This is a genomic window from Paucibacter sp. B51 (assembly GCF_027863535.1).
GTDB lineage: Bacteria > Pseudomonadota > Gammaproteobacteria > Burkholderiales > Burkholderiaceae_C > Paucibacter_A > Paucibacter_A aquatilis.
This window is the reverse complement of the sequence record NZ_JAPIVN010000001.1, coordinates 4,357,433-4,377,088: the sequence shown is the minus strand read 5'-3', so window position 1 is coordinate 4,377,088 and position 19,656 is coordinate 4,357,433. Positions and strand designations below refer to the sequence as shown.

Annotated in this window: 20 protein-coding genes, 1 tRNA gene and 1 pseudogene; 7 read left to right on the top strand and 15 right to left on the bottom strand. The window is 67.2% G+C overall.

Annotation, left to right across the window (positions count from 1 at the left end; genetic code table 11):
• Nucleotides 1-22: 22 nt before the first annotated feature.
• Entirely contained in the window at nucleotides 23-1,606 is a 1,584-nt protein-coding gene (gene pdxR / locus OOB33_RS18460; RefSeq protein ID WP_271009722.1) for a MocR-like pyridoxine biosynthesis transcription factor PdxR, read from the top strand.
• Nucleotides 1,607-1,679: 73 nt separating this feature from the next.
• Here pdxR and acnB read toward each other — a convergent pair whose 3' ends face one another.
• The 6 genes from acnB to OOB33_RS18430 form a co-directional block, all read right to left on the bottom strand.
• A complete protein-coding gene (gene acnB / locus OOB33_RS18455; protein ID WP_271009721.1) occupies nucleotides 1,680-4,283 on the bottom strand; it encodes a bifunctional aconitate hydratase 2/2-methylisocitrate dehydratase in 2,604 nt (867 codons plus the stop codon).
• A gap of 45 nt (nucleotides 4,284-4,328) precedes the next feature.
• A complete protein-coding gene (locus OOB33_RS18450) occupies nucleotides 4,329-4,733 on the bottom strand; it encodes a type II toxin-antitoxin system VapC family toxin (protein WP_102767036.1) in 405 nt (134 codons plus the stop codon).
• A gap of 42 nt (nucleotides 4,734-4,775) precedes the next feature.
• Nucleotides 4,776-5,021, bottom strand: coding sequence for an AbrB/MazE/SpoVT family DNA-binding domain-containing protein (locus OOB33_RS18445; protein ID WP_102767035.1), 246 nt, complete (start codon nucleotides 5,019-5,021; stop codon nucleotides 4,776-4,778).
• A gap of 197 nt (nucleotides 5,022-5,218) precedes the next feature.
• The gene (locus OOB33_RS18440) at nucleotides 5,219-6,316 is read right to left on the bottom strand and encodes a Leu/Phe/Val dehydrogenase (protein WP_102767034.1); all 1,098 of its coding nucleotides are present in this window, start codon (nucleotides 6,314-6,316) and stop codon (nucleotides 5,219-5,221) included.
• A 191-nt stretch (nucleotides 6,317-6,507) separates the two neighbouring features.
• Entirely contained in the window at nucleotides 6,508-7,236 is a 729-nt protein-coding gene (locus tag OOB33_RS18435; RefSeq protein ID WP_102767033.1) for a 2OG-Fe dioxygenase family protein, read from the bottom strand.
• Between the two features lie 35 nt (nucleotides 7,237-7,271).
• Complete coding sequence (locus OOB33_RS18430; protein WP_271009720.1) at nucleotides 7,272-8,306, bottom strand: CDP-6-deoxy-delta-3,4-glucoseen reductase; 1,035 nt, start codon at nucleotides 8,304-8,306, stop codon at nucleotides 7,272-7,274.
• Nucleotides 8,307-8,429: 123 nt separating this feature from the next.
• Between OOB33_RS18430 and OOB33_RS18425 the strand changes: the two genes are divergently transcribed.
• Nucleotides 8,430-9,377, top strand: coding sequence for an SDR family oxidoreductase (locus tag OOB33_RS18425; protein ID WP_442953023.1), 948 nt, complete (start codon nucleotides 8,430-8,432; stop codon nucleotides 9,375-9,377).
• Between the two features lie 15 nt (nucleotides 9,378-9,392).
• Here the strand turns inward: OOB33_RS18425 and OOB33_RS18420 are convergent, their stop codons facing one another.
• Together OOB33_RS18420 and OOB33_RS18415 are read right to left on the bottom strand one after the other, a co-directional pair.
• The gene (locus tag OOB33_RS18420; RefSeq protein WP_102767030.1) at nucleotides 9,393-9,971 is read right to left on the bottom strand and encodes a rhomboid family intramembrane serine protease; all 579 of its coding nucleotides are present in this window, start codon (nucleotides 9,969-9,971) and stop codon (nucleotides 9,393-9,395) included.
• A gap of 318 nt (nucleotides 9,972-10,289) precedes the next feature.
• Nucleotides 10,290-10,374 (bottom strand) — tRNA-Leu (locus tag OOB33_RS18415).
• A 99-nt stretch (nucleotides 10,375-10,473) separates the two neighbouring features.
• Between OOB33_RS18415 and cysM the strand changes: the two genes are divergently transcribed.
• The 3 genes from cysM (at nucleotide 10,474) to OOB33_RS18400 (ending at nucleotide 12,244) form a co-directional block, all read left to right on the top strand.
• Nucleotides 10,474-11,394 carry a cysteine synthase CysM gene (gene cysM, locus OOB33_RS18410; RefSeq protein WP_102769487.1) on the top strand — a complete coding sequence of 307 codons (921 nt, stop codon included), beginning with the start codon at nucleotides 10,474-10,476 and terminating at the stop codon, nucleotides 11,392-11,394.
• Nucleotides 11,391-11,927, top strand: a complete 537-nt coding sequence (locus OOB33_RS18405) for an NUDIX domain-containing protein (RefSeq protein WP_102767029.1) — start codon at nucleotides 11,391-11,393, stop codon at nucleotides 11,925-11,927. The genes cysM and OOB33_RS18405 overlap by 4 nt, the downstream gene beginning before the upstream one ends.
• Before the next feature lie 89 nt (nucleotides 11,928-12,016).
• Entirely contained in the window at nucleotides 12,017-12,244 is a 228-nt protein-coding gene (locus OOB33_RS18400) for a sulfurtransferase TusA family protein (RefSeq protein WP_102767028.1), read from the top strand.
• Between the two features lie 15 nt (nucleotides 12,245-12,259).
• On the opposite strand, the gene OOB33_RS18395 is transcribed toward OOB33_RS18400, so the two are convergent.
• The 6 genes and pseudogenes from OOB33_RS18395 to OOB33_RS18370 all read right to left on the bottom strand — a co-directional run bounded on the left by OOB33_RS18395 (nucleotide 12,260) and on the right by OOB33_RS18370 (nucleotide 17,210).
• Entirely contained in the window at nucleotides 12,260-13,579 is a 1,320-nt protein-coding gene (locus OOB33_RS18395) for a M1 family aminopeptidase (protein WP_271009719.1), read from the bottom strand.
• A gap of 28 nt (nucleotides 13,580-13,607) precedes the next feature.
• Nucleotides 13,608-14,366, bottom strand: coding sequence for an MgtC/SapB family protein (locus OOB33_RS18390; protein WP_171827997.1), 759 nt, complete (start codon nucleotides 14,364-14,366; stop codon nucleotides 13,608-13,610).
• Between the two features lie 125 nt (nucleotides 14,367-14,491).
• Nucleotides 14,492-14,839 carry an FKBP-type peptidyl-prolyl cis-trans isomerase gene (locus tag OOB33_RS18385; RefSeq protein ID WP_223696805.1) on the bottom strand — a complete coding sequence of 116 codons (348 nt, stop codon included), beginning with the start codon at nucleotides 14,837-14,839 and terminating at the stop codon, nucleotides 14,492-14,494.
• 30 nt (nucleotides 14,840-14,869) lie between these two features.
• Nucleotides 14,870-15,229, bottom strand: a pseudogene (locus OOB33_RS18380) (FKBP-type peptidyl-prolyl cis-trans isomerase); the annotation flags it as partial.
• Between the two features lie 11 nt (nucleotides 15,230-15,240).
• Nucleotides 15,241-16,242, bottom strand: a complete 1,002-nt coding sequence (gluQRS, locus tag OOB33_RS18375; RefSeq protein WP_271009718.1) for a tRNA glutamyl-Q(34) synthetase GluQRS — start codon at nucleotides 16,240-16,242, stop codon at nucleotides 15,241-15,243.
• Nucleotides 16,242-17,210: a LysR substrate-binding domain-containing protein gene (locus tag OOB33_RS18370; RefSeq protein ID WP_102767023.1), complete on the bottom strand. Its 969-nt coding sequence runs from the start codon at nucleotides 17,208-17,210 to the stop codon at nucleotides 16,242-16,244. Before OOB33_RS18370 ends, gluQRS begins: the two co-directional genes overlap by 1 nt.
• 111 nt (nucleotides 17,211-17,321) lie before the next feature.
• Between OOB33_RS18370 and OOB33_RS18365 the strand changes: the two genes are divergently transcribed.
• Nucleotides 17,322-18,047 carry a pirin family protein gene (locus tag OOB33_RS18365; RefSeq protein ID WP_102767022.1) on the top strand — a complete coding sequence of 242 codons (726 nt, stop codon included), beginning with the start codon at nucleotides 17,322-17,324 and terminating at the stop codon, nucleotides 18,045-18,047.
• A 75-nt stretch (nucleotides 18,048-18,122) separates the two neighbouring features.
• Nucleotides 18,123-18,845 (top strand): DUF599 domain-containing protein, encoded by a 723-nt coding sequence (locus OOB33_RS18360; protein WP_102767021.1) that lies wholly within the window; start codon nucleotides 18,123-18,125, stop codon nucleotides 18,843-18,845.
• 15 nt (nucleotides 18,846-18,860) lie between these two features.
• Here the strand turns inward: OOB33_RS18360 and OOB33_RS18355 are convergent, their stop codons facing one another.
• Nucleotides 18,861-19,649, bottom strand: a complete 789-nt coding sequence (locus OOB33_RS18355; protein ID WP_442953022.1) for an ABC transporter ATP-binding protein — start codon at nucleotides 19,647-19,649, stop codon at nucleotides 18,861-18,863.
• Nucleotides 19,650-19,656: the final 7 nt, after the last annotated feature.

Here is a 19,656-nt window from a genome sequence, read left to right as displayed (position 1 = left end):
TCTTTGGAACCACAAAACTGCCATGGATCACGCGCTCCTGATCAACCGCTTTGCGGCCGAGCAAGGCCAGCCCGGCTGGTCGCGCCAGCGCCTGCTGCACGAGGCCTTGCGCCACACAATTCGCAGCGGCAGCCTGCCGCCCGGCAGCCGCTTGCTGGCCAGCCGCGCCCTGGCGGCCGAGCTGGGCTGGGCGCGCAACACGGTGATCTATGCCTACGAGCAACTGGCCAGCGAGGGTTGGATCAGCGCCGGCCGGCGCGGCACGGTGGTGAATGCGCGGCCGGGTTCGGTGCTGGCGGGGGTGAGCAGGGCCGCGGGGACTGGGGCGATGGCCGCGCGAGAAATTTCACCGTCGGTGCCTGAGCGCGCTGCTTTGTCCCGGCGCAGCGCGGGCCTGGCTTGCTTGCCTGTCGCTGCGGACCTGGCCGCGGCCTTTGCACCTGGTGTGCCCGCGCTGGATGCGTTTCCGCTTGATCTGTGGCGGCGCCTGATGATGCGGGCCTGGCGTTCGCTGGCCGGCAGCCAGCTCAACTACGGACCGCCGGCCGGCGAACTGGCCTTGCGCGAAGCGATTGCCGCGCATCTGCGTGCCTCGCGGGCGGTGCGTTGCAGCGCCGAACAGGTCTTCATCACCGATGGCACGCAGGCCAGCCTGGACCTGTGCGCGCGCGCCTTTGCCGACGCCGGCGACAAGGTCTGGATGGAAAGCCCCGGTTATGGCGGCGCCTTGACCGCCTTCCGCGCCGCCCAGCTGCGACCGATCGGCATCACGGTGGACGCGCAAGGCATGGCACCGCGTCCGCAGGACTGGCTGCAGCACCGGCCGCAGCTGATTTACGTGACGCCCTCCCACCAGTACCCCAGCGGCGCCGTGATGAGCCTGGAACGCCGCCTGGCCCTGATCGCCCAGGCCCGGCAGCATGGGTCGCTGATCATCGAGGACGACTACGACAGCGAGTTCCGCTACGACGGCCCGCCGCTGGCAGCACTGCAGGGCTTGGGCGCCGACATCGACACCCTGGATGCAGCACAGCCGGCCAGCGACGCCCCCGTGCTCTACCTGGGAACCTTCAGCAAGACCTTGTTCCCGGGCCTGCGCATCGGCTTCATGGTCGTGCCGCCCGAGCGGGTGCAAGCATTGCAGCATCTGCTGGCCCGCTCGGCGCCGCGCGGGCGTGCGGCCGAGCAACTGGCTCTGGCCGAGTTCATGCGCGAGGGGCATTTCGGCCTGCATCTTCGGCGCATGCGCCGGCTCTACCATCAGCGGCGCGATGCTTTGGTCGCGGCCTTGGAACAGCAGCTCGGCGACATCGCCCAGGTGCGTGGCGCCTCGGCCGGCATGCACCTGGCGCTGTGCTTTGAGCCCGAGCTGGGCCTGGATGACTTGGCTCTCAGCGCCGCCGCCCTGCAGGCCGGCATCGTCGCCCCGGCCTTGAGCCAGCACCGCGTCGGCCGCCGCGCCAGCGCCTGGTCCGGTTTGATGCTCGGTTATGCCCAGGTGCCTGCCGAACAGATGAGCGAACGAGTGGGGCGTTTGGCAGCGCTGATCCGTGCACGCCTTGGCGGTACCGAAGGTGAAAGTCAGGGCATGAAAAAAAAGGCCTGACGCTGGGGGCGGCAGGCCTGGGTTTGATGCAGCGGGCTGGAGTGATCCAGCCCGCGTATCAATGCGGTGCGTCTCAGGAGCAGCTGGCGGCGTTCACAGCTTTGGCGTTCTCTGCATACTCTTCGATCTGGTCGAAGTTCATGTACTTGTAGATCGAAGCACCGTCCTTGTTCACCACGCCCATGGCCTCGTGATATTCGGCCACGGTCGGGATCTTGCCCAGCTTGGAGGCAATCGCTGCCAGCTCGGCCGAGGCCAGGAACACATTGGTGTTCTTGCCCAGGCGGTTGGGGAAGTTGCGGGTCGAGGTCGAGACCACGGTCGCGCCTTCACGCACCTGCGCCTGGTTGCCCATGCACAGCGAGCAGCCCGGCATTTCGGTGCGCGCACCGGCGGAGCCGAAGGCCGCGTAATGGCCTTCCTTGATCAGCTCGCTCTGGTCCATCTTGGTCGGCGGGGCGACCCACAGCTTGACCGGGATGTCGCGCTGGCCGCCCAGCAGCTTGGCCGCGGCACGGAAGTGGCCGATATTGGTCATGCAGGAACCGATAAAGGCTTCATCGATCTTGGTGCCGGCCACGTCGGACAGGGTCTTGGCATCGTCCGGATCGTTGGGGCAGCAGAGGATAGGTTCCTTGATGTCGGCCAGGTCGATCTCGATGACGGCCGCATATTCGGCGTCCTTGTCGGCTTCCAGCAGATTCGGATTGGCCAACCAGGCTTCGACCTTCTCGATGCGGCGCTGAAGGGTGCGGGCGTCGGCATAGCCATCGTTGATCATGTTCTTCATCAGCACGATATTGCTGGTGAGGTATTCCTTGATCGGCTCGGGGTTCAGCTTGACCGTGCAACCGGCGGCGCTGCGCTCGGCCGAGGCGTCGCTCAGCTCAAAGGCTTGTTCGACCTTCAGATCGGGCAGGCCTTCGATTTCCAGGATGCGGCCCGAGAACACGTTCTTCTTGCCGGCCTTGGCCACGGTCAGCAGACCAGCCTTGATGGCGTACAGCGGGATCGCATGCACCAGATCGCGCAGGGTGATGCCGGGCTGCATCTGGCCCTTGAAGCGCACCAGCACCGATTCGGGCATGTCCAGCGGCATCACGCCGGTGGCGGCGCCGAAGGCCACCAGGCCCGAGCCGGCCGGGAAGGAGATGCCGATGGGGAAGCGGGTGTGCGAGTCGCCGCCGGTGCCGACGGTGTCGGGCAGCAGCAGGCGGTTCAGCCAGCTGTGGATCACGCCGTCGCCGGGACGCAGGGCCACGCCGCCGCGGTTGGAGATGAAGGCGGGCAGCTCGCGGTGGGTCTTCACGTCCACCGGCTTCGGATAGGCCGCGGTGTGGCAGAACGATTGCATCACCAGATCGGCGCTGAAGCCCAGGCAGGCCAGGTCCTTCAGCTCGTCGCGAGTCATCGGGCCGGTGGTGTCTTGCGAGCCGACCGTGGTCATCTTGGGTTCGCAGTAGGTACCGGGGCGCACGCCCTGGCCTTCCGGCAGGCCGACAGCGCGGCCGACCATCTTCTGCGCCAGGGTGAAGCCGGCGTTCGTGGCAGCCGGTGCGGCCGGCAGGCGGAACAGGGTGGCGGCGGGCAGGCCCAGGAACTCACGCGCCTTGGCGGTCAGCGAGCGGCCGATGATCAGGTTGATGCGGCCGCCGGCGCGCACTTCGTCGAACAGCACATCGCTCTTGAGCTTGAACTCCACCACGGTGGCGCCGTCCTTCACGATCTTGCCTTCGTACGGGAGGATGTCGATAACATCGCCCATCTCCAGCTTGGACACGTCCACTTCGATTGGCAGGGAGCCCGAGTCTTCCTGGGTGTTGAAGAAGATGGGGGCGATCTTGCCGCCCAGGGTCACGCCGCCGAAGCGCTTGTTCGGCACAAAGGGGATGTCCTGGCCGGTGGCCCAGATCACGCTGTTGGTGGCGGACTTGCGGCTGGAACCGGTGCCGACCACATCGCCGACGTAGGCGACCAGATGGCCCTTCTTCTTCAGGTCCTCGATGAACTGCATCGGGCCGCGCTTGCCGTCTTCCTCGGGCTTGAAGGCCGCGTCGGGGCGGGTGTTCTTCAGCATGGCCAGGTAGTGCAGCGGGATGTCCGGGCGGCTCCAGGCGTCGGGGGCGGGAGACAGGTCGTCGGTGTTGGTCTCGCCGGGCACCTTGAAGACGGTGACGGTGATCTTCTTCTCGACCTCGGGGCGGCTGGTGAACCACTCGCCCTCGGCCCAGCTCTGGATCACGTCCTTGGCATGCGCATTGCCGGACTTGGCCTTTTCGGCCACGTCGTGGAAGAAGTCGAACATCAGCAGCGTCTTCTTCAGCGCGGCGGCGGCGGTGGCGGCCACGCTGGCGTCGTCCAGCAGGTCGATCAGGGGCTTGACGTTGTAGCCGCCGACCATGGTGCCGAGCAGTTCGGTGGCCTTGGTCTTGGAGATCAGGTCGACTGCCAGGTCACCGTGGGCCACGGCGGCCAGGAAGCTGGCCTTGACCTTGGCGGCATCGTCCACGCCCGGGGGCACGCGGTGGGTCAGCAGGTCCAGCAGGAACTCGCCTTCGCCGGCGGGTGGGTTCTTGATCAGCTCGATCAGCTCGGCCGTCTGCTTGGCATCCAGGGGCAGGGGCGGGATGCCCAGCGCGGCGCGCTCGGCGGTGTGTTGGCGATAGGCTTGCAGCATGATGAGCTCTCCAGGTGTTGCGAGGGGTGTGAGGGTGCGACCGCGTCAGGTGGCCTTGGGCGTGATGACCTTGAGGCCCTTGAAGTAGTCACGGAAGAAGGTCTCGTCGTGGGTGATCAAGGCATTGCATTGCAGCAAGGCATGAGCGCCCACGATGAAATCGGGAACGGTGCGTTGGCGCAGGCCGCCGCGGCTGCGGTAGCGGCGCTGCATCTCGCCGGCGCGGATGGCGGCTTTTTGCTCGACGGCGTGAAAGCTGATGCCCATGTCTTCCAGGGCCTGCATGGCCTGGTCGCCGTCTTGCAGCGAAGAGCAGATTTCCGACACCACCACATCGCAGACCACCACCGGGCCCAGGGACAGGGCGTCGCGCAGCGCAGCCTCGGCCAAGTCGGCGCGCTCGCTGTCGCTGAGCAGGTCGACGAGGACGGAGGAGTCGATGGCGATCATGGGGTGCTGGCGCTTGGCTGGGCGGCGGGAAGATCGCGGGGCTTATTGATCGAGCGGGTCGCCGGGGGCGCGGCCGCGCACGGCGCGCATGGCTTCATCGACCGAAGCAAAACCGTCGAGCTTGAACTTGCCGCGGGCGCGTGAAATGGCGTCGTCCACGTTTTTGCGCAGGATGATGCGGCCGCCTTCGAGCTCGACCTTGAGGATGGTGCCCTTGGTCAGGCCCAGTGCATCACGCACGGCCTTGGGCAGGGTGATCTGCCCGCGCTCAGCGACGGTGGCTTCCATGGGCTGCTCCGTAGTATGCGTTTGAAGGTATGTATTGATTATACGTACTTGCTGAGCCGGTCGGCAAGCAAGGCGCCGGCCGCGGCGGCATGGAGTATGGCAAGAAATCAAGGCCATACCCGCACATGATGCGGTCCGGCAGGGGCGAAAAAAAAGGCAGCCGAAGCTGCCTTTTCTCTTGCGCGGTGAACCTTGAATCAGACCGGCTTGACCAGCTTGGAGCGGGCCCAGGCGTCGGCCGCGCGGCCCGGGGTCGTGCCCTCGGCCTTGACGCGTTCCAGCAGCTCGGCGACGCGCTCGCCGATGCGGCTGACTTCGGCCATCACGGCGGACTCTTCGCCTTCATTGCGGTACTCGCGCGCCACGCTGATGATGCCGCCGGCATTGACCAGGTAGTCGGGCAGGTAGCAGATGCCGCGCTGTTGCAGGGTGTCGCCGTCTTCCACGGTGGCCAGCTGGTTGTTGGCGGCGCCAGCGATCAGCTGGGCGCGGATGGTGGGGATGCTGCTGGCGTTCAGCGATGCGCCCAGGGCGCAAGGCGCCAGCACGTCGACATCGGCCGACAGGATCTCATGGATGCCCACGGCGGTGGCGCCCAGCTGTTCTTGCGCGCGGGCCACCTTGGCGGCGTCCACATCGGCCACCACCAGCTTGGCGCCGGCCTTGTGCAGGAACTCGGCCAGGTGCCAGCCCACAGCGCCCAGGCCTTGCAGGGCCACGCGCACGCCGTCCAGCGAGCTGCGCTTCAGGTGCAGGCGCACGCCGGCTTCGATCGAGACGAACACGCCCCAGGCGGTCTTGGGGCTCGGGTCGCCACCGAAGGCACCGGCGCGCGGGATGCCGCTGACGAATTGCGTGTGGGCCTGCATGCCCAGCATGTCGGCCGTGGTGGTGCCCACGTCTTCGGCGGTGATGTAGGCGCCTTGCAGCGATTGCACGGCGCGGCCGAAGGCAGCGAACAGGGCGGGGCGGTCGAAATCGCCGGCCGGCTTGATGATCACGGCCTTACCGCCGCCGAAGGGCAGGTCGGCCAGGGCGTTCTTCAGGCTCATGCCTTGCGAGAGGCGCAACGCGTCGTTCAGCGCGGCCAGCTCGTTGTCATAGGTCCAGAAACGGCAGCCACCGAAGGCCGGGCCGCGGGCGGTGCTGTGCACGGCCAGGATGGCCTTCAGGCCGGTTTCGGCGTCTGCGGCCAGCAGCACGCGCTCATGCGGCTTTTGATCGGGCAGGCCGAACAGCGAAGAGGGGATGGAGGCGGCCGGAGCAGCGGCAATCGCGCGGGCGAGATCGTTCATGGTGGTAGGCACTCGTGATGCAGACAAAGTTCGCAGGGCCCGCCGGACAAGCAGGCCCCAAAAAGAAGCGCTCGCTTGTGGCGAACGCAGCCGCACAGTGTACGTGCTGGCGCGATTCTGCCCCTGGCCGGCCCGGCGAGGCAGCGGTCAGACTTCGCGCTTTGTCGAGTGAGTGTTCCGGCTGGTCAGACTCAAGCCGAGGCCTGGAAACCGCCGCGGCGCAGGGTCAGCACCAAGGTGTCGCGGTGGCCATGCTCAGCCGTGGGCTGGATGGGCGTGGTTTCGTGGATCACGCGTTCGTCATCCAGTAGCAGCAGGGTCCAGGGCTCGTTCATGGTGAAGCGCTGGCCTTGTGGGCCATGGGCTTCAAACACGCGCGACTCGCCGCCCTTGATGCCCTGCCGGTCGATCAGAAACACGGCCACGAAATCGACGCCGTCGCGGTGAGCGCCCTCGGGCGTGGGGCGGCCGATGCCGTCGGTGGTGTCGATGCGGAACTGGTGCGCTTCGATGTACCAGGCCTGCTCGCCCTTGTGCCGCGAGGCGATGCCAGCCAGGCCCAGCAGCAGCTGGCGCCAGGCGGGCAGGGCCACGGCGGCCTCGGCCATGGGCTCGAACCAGCGTTCGATGCCGCCATGCAAGGCGTTGTAGTCCAGCGGCTGCCAATGCGCGCGGTGCGGCGCCTGGCTCAGCCGATTGCCCTCCGCGACGAAGCAGCCGTGGCGGCGGTAGCGGTAACGGCCGCCGTCGCGCAGGTAGGCGTCGGGCGGCAGGTCGTTCCAGAAGGGGCTGAGCGCGGCCAGGTCCTGGGCTGAGAGCTGCAGGCAGTCCGGCAGGCTGGCGGGGGCCAGCACGGCCGCCCCCTGGCTGCGCAGCTGCGCTTCAAATTCAGCGGCGGGAACGTAGGGGGGCGTGAACATCGCGGCGGGGTCTCAATCGATGCGGGAGTTGGACTTCAAGCTTGCTTGTCGGCTTCGGAGGTGAAGGAGTCGGCGTAGAACTCTTCCGCGGGCAGGCCTGCCTTGGCCGTGAAATCGGCGCGTGCCGAGTCCACCATGATGGGCGCTCCGCAAGCGTACACCTGGTGGCCGGACAGATCGGGCAGGTCGGCCAGCACCGCCTGGTGGACGAAGCCGCAGCGGCCGGTCCAGCCGTCTTCGGCCTTGGGCTCGGACAGCACGGGCACATAAGTCAGGTTGGGCATCTGGGCCGCGGCCTGCGCGGCCCAGTCGTGCAGGTAGAGATCGGCCTTGCTGCGGCAGCCCCAGTACAAGACGGCCGGGCGGGTGCTGCCCAGGTGCTGCATGCGCTCGATGATGGCCTTGATGGGCGCAAAACCGGTGCCGCTGGCCAGCAGCACGATGGGCTTGTCGCTGTCCTCGCGCAGGAAGAAGCTGCCGAAGGGGCCTTCCATACGCAGGATGTCTTTTTCCTTCATCTCGCTGAAGACATGGTCGGTGAACTTGCCACCGGGCATGTGGCGGATGTGCAGCTCCACCGCGGCCGGCGTGCCCAGGTTGTGAGGCGCGTTGGCCATGGAGTAGCTGCGGCGCGCGCCATCTCGCAAGATGAACTCCACATACTGGCCGGCGTGGAACTGGAAGTTCTGCGTGGCCGGCAGTTGCAGGCGGATCACGGCCACATCGCTGCTGGGCTTGCTCAGGCTCATCACGCGGCTGGGCAGCTTGAGCACGGGGAACTGGCCGGCGCCCGGCACGGCGCGCGCTTCCAGGGTGCAGTCGGTCTGCGGCGTGGCGCAGCAGGTCAGCACCATGCCGGCCGCTTCTTCCTCGGGGGTGAGGGTCTTGGGCTGGTGGGCGCCGTGGATCACCCGGCCTTCCAGCAGGCGGCTCTTGCAGGAGCCGCAAGCGCCGTCCTTGCAGCCATAGGGCAGGCCGACGCCGGCGCGGATGGCGGCGCTGAGCATGGTTTCATCGCGTTCCACGGAAAAGACGCGGCCGCTGGGCTGGACGGTGACCTGGAAGTTCATGTTGGATGCAAAAAGGCGAGGGCTGGAGGATCAATCGAGAGTGGCCGGCGCGGCCAGAAAGCGAATTCGGCCCGGGGATGCCGGGCCGTACACTGTGCCGCCATTTTGCCTGAGCCGGATTCCATGCCCTTCAGCCCCGCTTCATGTCCCTCTGCTCAGTCTGCTTGCTCTGATCGCCCTGCGCGCCCCGCTCGCCGCCTGGGCCGGCCGCGGCTCTTGATCGTGGGCTGTGGCGATGTCGGCATGCGGGTGCTGGGCCTGCTGGCCGGGCGTTGGCAGGTGCGGGCCTTGAGTTCCAGCCCGGGCCGCTTCGCCGAGCTGCGTGCGGCCGGCGCCCAGCCGGTGCTGGGCAATCTGGACGACGCGGCTTCTCTGGCCGGCCTGGCCGGCTGGGCCGATGCCGTGCTGCATCTGGCGCCGCCTCCGGGCCAGGGTGAGCGGGATCTGCGCACGCTGAACCTTTTGCGCGCGCTGGCGCGTCGCTCCACGCCGGCGCATCTGGTCTATGCCAGCACGACCGGGGTGTACGGCGATTGCGGCGGGGCGCGTTTCGATGAGTCGCGCCCGGTGGCGCCGCGCAGCGATCGGGCCCGCCGGCGCGTCGATGCCGAGCGCCTGCTGCGCGGCTTCGGCCCGACTTTTGGCTGCCGGGTGACGATTCTGCGGGTGCCGGGCATCTATGCCGGCAACCGGGTCGGCGGCCATCCGCGCGAGCGGCTGCAGCGGGGCTCGCCGGTGCTGCGGCGCGAGGACGATGTCTACACCAACCACATCCATGCCGACGATCTGGCTCGCGCCTGCCTGCGCGCGCTCTGGCGCGGGGCGCCGCAGCGGGTGCTCCACGTTTGCGATGACAGTGAACACTTGATGGGCGACTACTTCGACCTGGCGGCTGATCTGTGCGGCCTGAGCCGGCCGCCGCGCATCAGCCGTGAAGAGGCGCAGCAGCAGATGTCTGCGATGCAGCTGAGCTTCATGAGCGAATCGCGGCGCTTGAGCAACCGCCGCCTGAAAACCGAGCTGGGCTTGAAGCTGCGCTATCCGCGGCCCGAAGACGGCCTGCTGGCCTGAGCCCGATTCGATCGATCAGCGGCGGCGCGCCGTGCGCCAGTAGCGGATCAGGAGGTAGGCACCCAGCATGCCGCCCAGGTGGGCGAAGTGGGCCACGCCGCTGTTGTTGTTCAGGCCCAGGATCAGCTCCAGTGTGCCGAAGATGGCGACGAAGTATTTGGCCTTCATCGGAATCGGCGGGAACAAGGGCACGATGATGCGGTCCGGGAACAGCATGCCGAAGGACAGCAGCAGGCCGAACAGCGCGCCCGAGGCGCCCACGGTCGGCGCGAAGGAGCCGAGCAAGAAGGTGACGATCAGCTGCACCGCAGCGGCGCTGATGGTGCTGGCCACCAGGATCTGGGTGTAGCGCTTGGCGCCCCAGACGCGCTCCAGCTCGGAGCCGAACATCCACAGACCCAGCATATTGAAGAACAGGTGGAACTCGCCGCCGTGCAAAAAGGCGTAGGTCAGCGGTTGCCAGGGCAGGAAGTTGCCCGTCATCAGGGGCCAGAGCTCGAAAGGTTCCTTGAGGCCGGGAACCAGATAGAACAGGCAGTACAGGCCCACGCAGGCCAGCATGAAGGCTTTGGTCACCGGAGGAATCGGGGGCATGAGTTCGCGAAGTTGGTGGGTGGGCGCGCAGGGCTGTTCACCGCCCCTGCCTTTCGGCGCAGTGTAAGCGCTGCCGATGACTGCATCGGGCCACTGGAGTCGGGGATCTGGGCGTTACGTTCATCGGCCTGTGCAAGTGGGGTGGAAGTGCGCAGGAGTTCGCACCACGCTGTCTGGTCGTCACGTCGATGTGAAGAGCCATGATGAAGGGCCCAGACGCAAAAAAGCCACCTCGAGGGTGGCTTGATGCAGGCTGGCACGGGGTGCCTTTTGTTTTTCAGCGGCTGCACCTTGCGGGGCATGGAGGATCACCTTGAGTGGTGCCCAGGGCCGGACTCGAACCGGCACACCTTGCGGCGGGGGATTTTGAGTCCCCTGCGTCTACCGATTTCGCCACCTGGGCATGCATCGCACGGTAGTGTCGCTGCTGAAGCCCATCATTATGCCATGAAAATTTCGGCCTCCGAAACGTCCTTCAACTTTGGCTGCGAGAATGTTTGATATGAGCAGCCCCAACCGCAAACATTACGCCAGCCTTGAAGAGCTGATCGGCAACACGCCCCTGGTCCGTCTGCAGCGCCTGCTGGCGCCGGAGCTGGCCGCGCGCGGTAACGTCATCCTCGGCAAACTGGAGGGTAACAACCCGGCCGGCTCGGTCAAGGACCGGCCCGCCATCAGCATGATCCGGCGCGCCGAAGAGCGCGGCGAGGTCAAGCCCGGCGACACCCTGATCGAGGCCACCTCGGGCAACACCGGCATCGCCCTGGCCATGGCTGCGGCCATTCGCGGCTATCGCATGGTGCTGATCATGCCGGAGGACCTGTCCATCGAGCGGGCCCAGACCATGAAGGCCTTCGGCGCCGAGCTGATCCTGACGCCGCGTTCCGGCGGCATGGAATACGCCCGCGATCTGGCCGAGCAGATGCAGCGCGATGGCAAGGGCCGGGTGCTCGACCAGTTCGCCAACGGCGACAACCCGCGCGTGCACTACGAGACCACGGGCCCGGAGATCTGGCGCGACACCGAAGGCCAGATCACCCATTTCGTCAGCGCCATGGGCACGACCGGCACCATCACCGGCACCTCGCGCTACCTGAAAGAGCAGAACCCGGCAGTGCGCATCATCGGCGCCCAGCCCTCCGAAGGCTCGCGCATCCCCGGCATTCGCAAATGGCCCGAGGCCTACCTGCCCAAGATCTACCGCCCCGAGGCGGTGGACGAGCTGATGCTGGTCAGCCAGGCCGATGCCGAGGACATGGCGCGCCGCCTGGCCAGCCAGGAAGGCCTGTTCGCCGGCATCTCCGCGGCCGGTGCCTGCTGGGTGGCGCTGCAGCTGGCGCGCACGGTGGAGAACGCCACCATCGTCTTCATCGTCTGCGATCGCGGCGACCGCTATCTCTCCACGGGTGTGTTCCCGGCATGAGCCAGGATGCTGCGCAGACCTTTCGCTTCTGCCCGCTGTGTGCGTCCGGGCTGGAGATGCGCAGCGAGCCGGAAGACAGCGGCCCGACCACGCGCTTGCGCTGCAGCGCCTGCAGCTTCACGCACTGGAACAACCCGACGCCGGTGCTGGCCGCGGTGGTCGAATGTGTGGACCGCGAGGGTCAGGTCTTGCTGGCCCGCAACGCCGCCTGGACCGAGCGCTTTTTCGGCCTGATCACCGGCTTCATGGAAGCGGGTGAATCGCCCGAGGCCGGTGTCAGCCGCGAGGTGCTGGAGGAAACCGGTCTGCAAGTTGAAGGGCTGAGCCTGCTTGGCGTCTGGGACTTCCAGCGCAAGAACCAGCTGCTCGTGGCTTACCACGTGCGGGCTCGCGGCGAGATCCGCCTGTCGCCCGAGCTGGCCGAATACAAGTTGATCGCGCCCGAGCGCCTGCGCTGCTGGCGCGGCGGTACCGGTCAGGCCCTGGCGACCTGGCTGCGCAGCAAGGGCCTGGAGCCACAGTGGATGGATTGAACCTGCGGCAACAGGGGGCAAGCCCGGGTGCTGATCGGGCCCTGCGCGGGGCACTCGCCACCTAAAATGCAGCGCAAACGAGGATCTCCATGGACGCCCACAAAGAAATCGACACCCGCGGCCTGAACTGCCCCCTGCCCATCCTCAAGGCCAAGAAAGCCTTGGCCGAGATGGAGAGCGGGCAGTTGCTCAAGGTGGTGGCCACCGACCCCGGTTCCATGCGCGACTTCCAGGCCTTTGCTCGGCAGACCGGCAACGAACTGGTGCAGCAAAGCAGCCAGGGCGAGGAATACATCCACGTGCTCAAGCGCCGCTGATCAAGCGCCGTTGATTCAGCGCTCGACCTTGCCCTGCGGCGCGCTGCCTGCCGCGTTTTCGTACACCCAGTGCTGAAACAAAGGCGCCAGGTCGCGTCGGCTTTGAGCCTGCATGGCCTGCTGGAAATCGGCCGCTCGCACACTGCGACCCGCATGGACTTGTGTGTAGTGGCGCAGACCAGCCCAGAATTCCTGCTCTCCCATGTGTTCGAGCAGCGCGACCATGAAGAGCGCACCTTTGCTGTAGTGGATGGCGCGTTTGAGGCTCAGGCTGGGGTAGTCACCCGGCCAGCTCAGCGGTCTGTCGAAGCCGGCGTCGCGCGCGCGCTGCATGCCTCTGTGCATCAGGCCCAGCTCGCGCTGGTAGGCAGCCTCACCCCAGCGGTGTCGCTTCCAGGCGGCGGTCATGAAGGTGGTGATGCCTTCGTTGAGCCAGAAATCTCGCCACTCCGCGCAACTGAGCAGATTGCCCCACCACTGGTGGGCCATCTCGTGCGCAATCACCCAGTCTTCTTGCGGTGTTTCCAGAATCGGGTCCAGCATGCGACGCCCAATCAAGGCATAGCTGCTGGCTTCCTGTGCCACGCCGCCCGGCAGCAACAGCTGGCTGTACACCGGCTGGGGCAGGGCGACGCCCGCTTTCTCGCTGAAGAAGGCCAGCATGGCAGCGCTCGGTGCGAACTTGGCTCGCAAGGTCTCTGTGTCATCGCTGACACCCAGAAAGGCCAGCTCGGATTGCCCCGTGACACCTGAGTCCATCTGCACGCGGCTGAACCGGCCAGCGGCAAAACCCAGGGTGTAGAGCGGGTAGGGCAGGTCTTGCTGCCAACGCTGCGCGTGCCCCAAGCTGGGCATGCGGCGGCCACTGGCCAGGCTGTCGTAGCCCTCGGGCAGCTCGAGGCTGATCTGGATACTCGCGCGGCTGAGGTCTGTCCCGGCACAAGGCAGCCACTGGCAGCTGTGGAAGGCGGTGTAGACATGCTCCGGGCCGAACACCAGCCCCTCGCCGGCTTGGGCGCGGTAGCGGATGCTCAAGCTCAGCTGCGACTGCTTGGCCGCATGGGCGGGCAGGTCGATCTGCCACCCGTCTTCCGGCCCATCCAGTCGCCTCAAGCGCAAGACCTGACCCGCGAGGCGTGCGGCCGTGATGTCCAGCCGGGGTGAGCGCAGCTGCACGGTGTTCTGCGCCTGGGCTGGGCTTTGCTGCGTCAGCTCGATTTGCGCCTCGCCCTCCAGGGTTTGACGCGCGAAATCAGGTCGCAAGCTCAGGGCGTAGTGCTGGCCCAGCCAGTCCGCATGCCCGGCGCTTGCAAGCAGGGCAAGCAGGCAAGCCATCCCGAACCGGCGCCATATGCGGCCCCGCTCAGTTGCGCGCATGCGTGACCCGGTATTCGGAGACGCCGGGAATCTCCATCACATGGTTGGCGAAGCGGGTCAGGGTTTCGCCGCGGAAATTGCGGCGTGCCGTGCAGACGAAGCGCCATTCCTCTCGCCCGCTGCTGGATTCGATGCTCAGCGAACCCGGTGCGAAGCGAAAGCCCAGATGGTCGGCAAAGGCCGCCAACTCGTCCTGGCGGAACAGCCGCCCCGGCTCACCACGCAACATCACGGCAATCGCCGGATGCGAGGGCAGGGTGTTTTCCAGCTTGGCGCCCCACATCATCAGGCTGGCGCAGAGTAGGGTCAGCATGATGGCAGCGAAATAGAAGCCCATGCCCACCAGGATGCCGATCGAGGAAGCCGCCCACAGCGAGGCGGCCGTGGTCAGGCCGCTGATGTTCATGCCTTCCTTCATGATCACGCCGGCGCACAGGAAGCCGATGCCGGTGACCACGCCCTGGATCACGCGCGTCGGGTCGGCCGAGGGCGGCAGCACGCCGCCGGCCTGCAAGCCGCCGAACCACTGCTGCGGATAGGCCAGCAGGATGATGACGGCGGCCGAGGCCATGCAGACCAGGGCATAGGTGCGCATGCCGGCTGCGCGGCCGTGGTAGGCCCGCTCATAGCCCAGCACCAGGCCTAGAATCATGGCGCCCAGCAGGTGCAGCAGCATCAGCACATTGGCCTGCCACTGGGTGGCGGTCCAATAGCGCAGCAGGTGGTCGAGGTCGAGCAAGCTCATCAGCAATCTCCGCGATTTCTCTCTGAAAAGGCCAGGCTCCCTGGCGCGATGCTAGCCCCGCGCGCGCGGGCTTCAGCCAAGAAAAAAGGTCCCGAAGGACCTTTTTCCATGCGCCGTGGTGCGGCTCAGACAGCCAGCAGTTCCACCTGGAACAGCAGGGTGGCATTGGGCGGGATCACGCCGCCGGCGCCGCGGGCGCCATAGCCCAGCTCGGCCGGGATCACCAGCATGCGGGTGCCGCCGATCTTCATGCCTTGCACGCCTTCGTCCCAGCCGCGGATCACTTCGCCGCCGGCCAGGTGGAAGCGGAACGGGTCGCCGCGGTCCTTGCTGGAATCGAACTTCTTGCCCTTGTTGCCGTTCTTGTACAGCCAGCCGGTGTAGTGCACGGTGACGCGCTGGCCGGCCTTGGCTTCGGCGCCGTCGCCGACCACGGTGTCTTCGAATTGCAGACCGCTGGGCAGGGCGGTCAGGTTGAGCGAGATCGCCTCTTCACCGCCGGCCAGGGCCAGCAGCTCGACCTCGAACATCAGGGTGGCATTGGGCGGGATCACGCCGCCGGCGCCGCGCGCGCCGTAGCCCAGCTCGGGCGGGATCACCAGCACGCGGGTGCCGCCGATCTTCATGCCTTGCACGCCTTCGTCCCAGCCGCGGATCACCATGCCGCCGTCGAGCTCGAACTTGAAGGGATCGCGGCGGTCCTTGCTGGAGTCGAACTTGGCGCCCTTGACCCAGTTGCCGTCGGCGTCCTTGCTGTAGAGCCAGCCGGTGTAGTGGACGGTGACATCGTGGCCGGACTTGGCCACGGCGCCTTCGCCGACCACGGTGTCTTCAAACTGCAGGCCGCTGGGGGTGGTGTTCATGAATGGGTCCTTCAAAAAGCGGATTCGTCGCCCGGCTGCGCAAGCGGGAGTGCCGGTGCAAGAGGGGATGGCGACGAAGAGGCGGGCATCATGCCATCAAAAGCGCGCCAGGCCTGCACGGCGCTGGCCAGGAACTCGCTGACCGAAGCGCCGGCCAGCTCGGCCGGCAGGCCCAGCGCCGCGGCCGCCTCACGCAGGGCCCGCAGTGCATCGGCCGGCGTGTCCAGCGCCAGGGCGGCCGCGCCATTCTGTTTGGACAGCTTTTCGCCATGGGCGCCCAGCACCAGGGGCGTGTGCAGATAGCGCGGCGTGGGCAGGCCGAGCAGCTGTTGCAGTCGGATCTGGCGCGGTGTGTTGTCAGCCAGATCTTCGCCGCGCACCACATCGCTGATGCCTTGCTCGGCATCGTCCACCACCACGGCCAGTTGGTAGGCCCAGAGCCCATCGGCACGGCGCAGAACGAAGTCGCCCACGGCCAGGGTCAGGTCTTGCGTCTGTGCGCCCAGGCGGCGGTCCTGCCAGTCGATCTGCAGCGAGGCCTCGTTCTGCAGGCCGGCCGTGCTGCGCAGGCGCCAGGCGCGTGGGGGGCGGCCCTGGGTGCCAGCGCGGCAGCTGCCGGGGTAGACCAGCTCGCCGTGGCGCTCAAGCGTGGCGCCGCGGGCCAGCAGGGCCGCGGCAATCTCCTTGCGTGAGCAGGCGCAGCCGTAAGCCCAGCCTTGAGCCTGCAGGCGCATGAGCGCCGCCTGGTAGAGCGCGCCGCGCTGCGATTGCCACACGGGCGGTTCGTCGGGGTGCAGGCCGCAACGGGCCAACTGATCGAGGATGAAGAGGTCGGCGCCAGGCGGGCAGCGCGGACCGTCCACATCTTCGATGCGCAGCAGCCAGCGGCCGCCCTGGGCCCGGGCATCGAGCCAGCTGGCCAGGGCCGCGACCAGGGAGCCGGCATGCAGGGGGCCGGTGGGTGAGGGGGCGAAGCGGCCGACATAGCCGCCGGATACCGTGGTGCTCGGCATCAGAGCAACAGCCCCTCGTGCTGCTCCAGCAGGGCGCGGCGGGTGGCGCTGCTTTGCAGCTGGCTCAGCCACCAGGCCAGGGCGCGGGCTGGCGGCTGGCCGTTGTCACGCCAGGCGTAGTGCATGGGCACGACGCGCGGCTCCTGATCGCTGGGTTTGTGCACCAGGCGGCCGGCCTCGATCTGACGGCGCACCATGGGCGTGGGCAGGGAGCCGCAGCCCAGGCCGCGCATCAGCGCCTCCAGCTTGGCCGCCATCGAGGGCATGGTCAGCACTTCCTGACCCGGCAGCACGCCCACGGTGCGCGGGGCCAGGCTGCGGGCCGTGTCGGCCACGGCGATGATGCGGTGCTGGGCGATCTGCGCGGCGCTCAGCGGCGTCGGCGCGCTGGCCAGCGCGTGGTGCGGTGCGACGCAGAGAATCATCTCCATATCGCCGAGCAGCTCGCATTTGAAGCCGGCGCTGGGCGGCTGGGTCGAGGTGCCGATGGCCAGATCGGCCTGGCCCGACATCAGCGCCTCCCAGGTGCCCACCATCACCTCCACGCGCAGCTTGAGCCGCGTTGGCGGGGCCTGGCCGGCTTCGTCGCGCAGCTGGTAGAAGGCCTCCATCAGGTCAAAGATGGCGCGGCGGGCGATGGCGTCGTCGATGGCAATCGTCAGCTCGCTTTCCCAGCCGGTGGCGATGCGGCGCACGCGGTTGGCCACGGCGTCCATCTCCTGCAGGAGGCGCCGGCCTTCGAACAGCAGCTCCTGGCCGGCGGCGGTCAGCTCGGCCTGGCGGCTGCGGCGGTCGAAGAGCAGCACATCGAGTGCTTCTTCGAGCTGGCGCACGCTGTAGGTCAGGGCCGAGGGCACACGCCCCATCTCCCGTGCTGCGGCGGCAAAGCTGCCGGTGCGGGCGATGGTGTCCATCATGGCCAGGGCTTCGGGGGTCAGGGCACGGCGTTTGTCGAGGGGGTTGGGCATGCCTTCATCTTATTTGAATGATGGCTTCAAGTGCCCAGCGCCCAGCTCAGGAGCAAGGCTTCTACAGTGTGTCCATGCCGCGCCGATGGCGCGCCCCAACAGGAGAAAGACATGCTTGAACTGATCAAATCGTCTGAACGCGGCTTTGCCGACCATGGCTGGCTGAAGTCGTTCCACAGCTTTTCTTTCGCCGATTACTACGACCCCAGCCGCATGGGTTTTGGCGATCTGCGCGTGATCAACGAAGACCGCATCGCCGCCGGCACCGGCTTCGGCACCCATGGTCACCGCGACATGGAAATCATCAGTTATGTGCTCTCGGGCGAGCTGGCCCACCAGGACAGCATGGGCAATGGCGCCCCTGGTGGCAGCGGCCACGACGGCGTGATCCGCCCCGGCGATGTGCAGCGCATGAGCGCCGGCAGCGGCGTGCGCCACAGCGAGTTCAACCATGCCGAGGGCCAGAGCACGCATTTTCTGCAGATCTGGATCGAACCCAACCAGCGCGGTGTGGCGCCCAGCTACGAGCAGCGGCATTTCGCGACCGAGGAGAAGCGCGGCCGCCTGCGCCTGGTGGCCTCGGGCGAGGCCGGTGCGGATGCGGTCTTCATCCACGCCAATGCCCAGCTCTATGCCGGCTTGTTTGATGGGCCTGAGCAGGCCGAGCTGCCGCTGCAGCCGGGGCGCATCGCCTATGTGCACCTGATCCGCGGCAGCTTGAACGTCAATGGCCAGAGCCTGCAGGGCGGTGATGCGCTGCAGCTGCGCGGTGAAGATGCCGTGCGTCTGGCGCAAGGGCAGGACGCCGAGGTGCTGGTCTTCGATCTGGCGCCCTGACCCTGCGTTGGCGGCGCGCGTGCTCATGCGTTTTTTCGGCGATGCGCGCCCGCCAATGCCTCTAAAGTCGAGGCCATGAAGACCTTGTTTTCCGCCCTGTCCCTGCTGCCGCTGATCGATTGGTTGGCGCTGTTCGTGTTCTTTGCCGGCTGGATCGGCTATGCCGTGTTTGCCAAGCGCCAGTCGCAGTTCCATGGCTCGCTGCTGGCCGCCACCAACCGCGAGCGCACGCGCTGGATGATGCAGGTCACCTACCGCGAGGTGCGGGTGATCGACGGGGTGGTGGTGCAGAACCTGTCCACCAGCCCGTCCTTCTTTGCCTCGACCACCATCCTGATCATCGGCGGCCTGCTGGCCGTGCTGGGCGCAGGCGACAAGGCCACCGAGCTGGTGCGCGAGCTGCCGTTTGCGGCCCGCACCTCGGACTTGGTGTTCGAGATGAAGCTGGTGCTGCTGACGGCCATCTTCGTCTACGCCTTTTTCCGCTTCACCTGGAGCATGCGCCAGTACACCTTTGGCGCCCTGCTGGTGGGTGCGGCGCCCGAGGCCGAGCAGTTCGAAAAAGGCGGGCTGTCGCGCGAGGCCTTTGCCCAGCGCGCCGGAAGGGTCATGGGCCTGGCGGCCGAGACCTTCAACGACGGCCTGCGCGCCTACTACCTGAGCTTTGCGGCCATCGCCTGGTTCTTCTCACCCCTGGCCCTGATGGGCGCGACGGTGGGCGTGATCTATGTGCTCTACCAGCGCGAGTTCCACTCGGACGTGCTGGAGGTGCTGCGCGATGAAGCCTCGGGCGCCTGAGCGCCCCGGGCTGTCTTACTTCAAACCGCCGCTGAGGAACTGCTGCAGGCGCTGGCTGTTGGGCTTGCTCAGCACCTCGCGCGGGCTGCCTTCTTCCTCGACCTTGCCCTGGTGCAGGAACAAGGTGTAGTTGGACACCTCGCGCGCAAAACCCATCTCGTGGGTCACCACAATCATGGTGCGGCCTTCGGCCGCCAGATCGCGCATGACCTTGAGCACCTCGCCGACCAGCTCGGGGTCGAGGGCCGAGGTCGGCTCGTCGAACAGCATCACCTCGGGCTCGACCGCCAGGGCGCGGGCGATGGCCACGCGTTGCTGCTCGCCGCCCGAGAGCTGGGCCGGGTAGACATCTTTGCGGTGCGAGACACCCACGCGGGCCAGCAAGGCCTCGGCCTTGGCGATGGCCTCGGCCTTGGGCACGCCCAACACATGGACCGGCGCTTCGATCACGTTCTCCAGCACCGTGCGATGGGCCCAGAGGTTGAAGTTCTGGAACACCATGGCCAGGCGCGCGCGCCAGAGCTGCAGCTGCTTGGCATCGGCCGCCTTGAGGCTGCCGTCGCGGTCGCGCACCAGCTTGAGCTCTTCGCCGCGCAGGGACAGGCGGCCCTCGTAGGGCTGCTCCAGCAGGTTCAGGCAGCGCAGAAAGGTGCTCTTGCCGGAACCGGAGGAGCCGATCAGGGTGATCACATCGCCCTTTTTGGCGGACAGGGACACGCCTTTCAGCACCTCACGTTCGCCGTAGCGCTTGTGCAGGTTGTCGACGATGAGGCTGGCGGTCTGGGTATCGGGCACGGTGGACATCTCGGGG

Excerpts from the sequence above, each read along its gene's own strand:
- OOB33_RS18450 (WP_102767036.1), bottom strand. The coding sequence starts at position 4,733 with ATGATCGCCATCGACTCCTCCGTCCTCGTCGACCTGCTCAGCGACAGC.
- OOB33_RS18425 (WP_442953023.1), top strand. The coding sequence starts at position 8,430 with ATGCCCTTCAGCCCCGCTTCATGTCCCTCTGCTCAGTCTGCTTGCTCT.
- OOB33_RS18365 (WP_102767022.1), top strand. The coding sequence starts at position 17,322 with ATGCTTGAACTGATCAAATCGTCTGAACGCGGCTTTGCCGACCATGGC.
- OOB33_RS18400 (WP_102767028.1), top strand. The coding sequence starts at position 12,017 with ATGGACGCCCACAAAGAAATCGACACCCGCGGCCTGAACTGCCCCCTG.
- gluQRS (WP_271009718.1), bottom strand. The coding sequence starts at position 16,242 with ATGCCGAGCACCACGGTATCCGGCGGCTATGTCGGCCGCTTCGCCCCC.
- cysM (WP_102769487.1), top strand. The coding sequence starts at position 10,474 with ATGAGCAGCCCCAACCGCAAACATTACGCCAGCCTTGAAGAGCTGATC.
- OOB33_RS18355 (WP_442953022.1), bottom strand. The coding sequence starts at position 19,649 with ATGTCCACCGTGCCCGATACCCAGACCGCCAGCCTCATCGTCGACAAC.
- OOB33_RS18440 (WP_102767034.1), bottom strand. The coding sequence starts at position 6,316 with ATGAACGATCTCGCCCGCGCGATTGCCGCTGCTCCGGCCGCCTCCATC.
- OOB33_RS18445 (WP_102767035.1), bottom strand. The coding sequence starts at position 5,021 with ATGGAAGCCACCGTCGCTGAGCGCGGGCAGATCACCCTGCCCAAGGCC.
- OOB33_RS18395 (WP_271009719.1), bottom strand. The coding sequence starts at position 13,579 with ATGGCTTGCCTGCTTGCCCTGCTTGCAAGCGCCGGGCATGCGGACTGG.
- pdxR (WP_271009722.1), top strand. The coding sequence starts at position 23 with ATGGATCACGCGCTCCTGATCAACCGCTTTGCGGCCGAGCAAGGCCAG.
- OOB33_RS18360 (WP_102767021.1), top strand. The coding sequence starts at position 18,123 with ATGAAGACCTTGTTTTCCGCCCTGTCCCTGCTGCCGCTGATCGATTGG.
- OOB33_RS18435 (WP_102767033.1), bottom strand. The coding sequence starts at position 7,236 with ATGTTCACGCCCCCCTACGTTCCCGCCGCTGAATTTGAAGCGCAGCTG.
- OOB33_RS18390 (WP_171827997.1), bottom strand. The coding sequence starts at position 14,366 with ATGAGCTTGCTCGACCTCGACCACCTGCTGCGCTATTGGACCGCCACC.
- OOB33_RS18405 (WP_102767029.1), top strand. The coding sequence starts at position 11,391 with ATGAGCCAGGATGCTGCGCAGACCTTTCGCTTCTGCCCGCTGTGTGCG.
- OOB33_RS18370 (WP_102767023.1), bottom strand. The coding sequence starts at position 17,210 with ATGCCCAACCCCCTCGACAAACGCCGTGCCCTGACCCCCGAAGCCCTG.
- acnB (WP_271009721.1), bottom strand. The coding sequence starts at position 4,283 with ATGCTGCAAGCCTATCGCCAACACACCGCCGAGCGCGCCGCGCTGGGC.
- OOB33_RS18420 (WP_102767030.1), bottom strand. The coding sequence starts at position 9,971 with ATGCCCCCGATTCCTCCGGTGACCAAAGCCTTCATGCTGGCCTGCGTG.
- OOB33_RS18430 (WP_271009720.1), bottom strand. The coding sequence starts at position 8,306 with ATGAACTTCCAGGTCACCGTCCAGCCCAGCGGCCGCGTCTTTTCCGTG.